Below are 1,598 nucleotides of genomic sequence, written 5' to 3' on the forward strand. Positions count from 1 at the left end.
GCAGTCGACTCAGCGATGCCAGCCGCGACTAGGTCGTTCCTGCGCGGTATGGCGTTTTTAGCTCTCTTGTCAGTGTGTCCGTGCAATAGCTGCAACTCGTATGACCCGATGCCAGCGAAGCCCAGCAGCGCGTCGTGACCGGAGGACTTCGATTTTGCGATCAGTTCCAACAAGTCGCCCATCAATGCCGCCTCGGGGCGATCAAGGATGGAGCGGCCGGCGGCGCGGTAGTACTTGACCCCTTGCGACCGGCACACCGCTTCCAACGGATCAAGAATGCGGTTCGTCCGTGCAAGTACGGCGGCAGTCTTTCCGGCGCGCAAAATCGGTGTCAGCGCTTCGACGGCGGCGACCGCCTCCTTGTACTCGTCGTCCAGGCGCCGGAACTGTACTGCGCCGCCAGGCCCACGGTGGGCGATGAGTTCCTTTAGGATCCGATCCTTGTTATTCCTGATAAGGTTGTCGGCCAACGCAAGAATTTCCTCGTGCGACCGATAGTTCTTTCCCAGAACGACTTGGCGGGCGTCGAATGTCTTCATGAACGCTTCCATCCCTCGCTGGCCAAGCGCGCTACGAAATCCATAGATCGACTGGTCGTCGTCGCCAACGACGGTGGCTATAGAGCCCGCAGCCGCATGCAACACTGTCCATCGTGACTGCAGACCGTCGCAATCCTGATACTCGTCCACGAGAAGGTAGGTCAACGGATAAGGCTTAATACTGCCTTCCTGCATTCCCGCGACGGAAAGTCGCAGCATGTCCTGGAAGTCGATCTTGCCGTTTCGAGCGAGGGCGCTTTGGTAAGCCTCGTAAAGTTGCGACTCCACGGTGCCCGGCTGGGGATCGGAAAGATCCATCTTCGCGCGCTCGATCGCGGCAATGGCATCCTCGATCTTCCAATCGATGCCGAATTCCATCAGGATCTGGTTGACGATGGCAAATCGGACCCCGTCGTGGACGATATCGGCTAACTTGCCGCTTCCATTGCTAAGTTGTTTGTAGGCCAGCGAGTGGAAGGTCCCAGCAGTCAGGCGCTTCTTCGCGCTTGCACCGGCCAGCCTGAGAATTCGGTCCCGCAATTCGATTGCCGCATCCTTGCTGAACGTGACCGCGCCGACGGTTACATCGGGGTCAGCCAACAGAACTGCGGCCTTGGCGGCAATAGTGGCTGTCTTGCCTGCGCCAGGCACGGCGACAGCCACGCAGTGGCCGCGCACCTCAACGACCTCGCGCTGAGACGGGTTCAACCTTTCGAGGAGCTCTGTGAGAGACATGACGGACCTTGCTGCGTTTGGAGGGCGAGAGACTTGTGACAGTGACTGTCAGATTGGGTGAAAGGCTTCCCTCACTGGGGAGGAAGCGGACGAATGTGGTAGAAGCTCCGGTGGCAGCAAGTGGAACATGCTGTCAGATGGAGGCCCCCAGGGGACCCGACTGCCTGCAAGTTCCACTTGCATGCCACGTTAGACGGCCCGTACCGTCTCCATCAGCTTCAGGTGCGTGGTGAAGCTGCGCAGGCCCAGCGGCTGGAACTTGCGCAGGAACCGCGTCACTTCTTCATTCACGTCGGTCATATCTCGGATGCCGTTCCACACCAT

At 59.3% G+C, this 1,598-nt stretch carries 1 protein-coding gene; it reads right to left on the reverse strand.

What is annotated here, in order from left to right; all coding sequences use genetic code 11:
• Positions 1-1,274 (reverse strand): UvrD-helicase domain-containing protein (locus AC1DPR_RS31850; protein WP_477818007.1); only part of this gene is annotated, 1,274 nt, incomplete at its 3' end.
• Positions 1,275-1,598: the final 324 nt, after the last annotated feature.

The sequence above is a fragment of the Rhizobium sp. 01T417 genome, assembly GCF_056398905.1.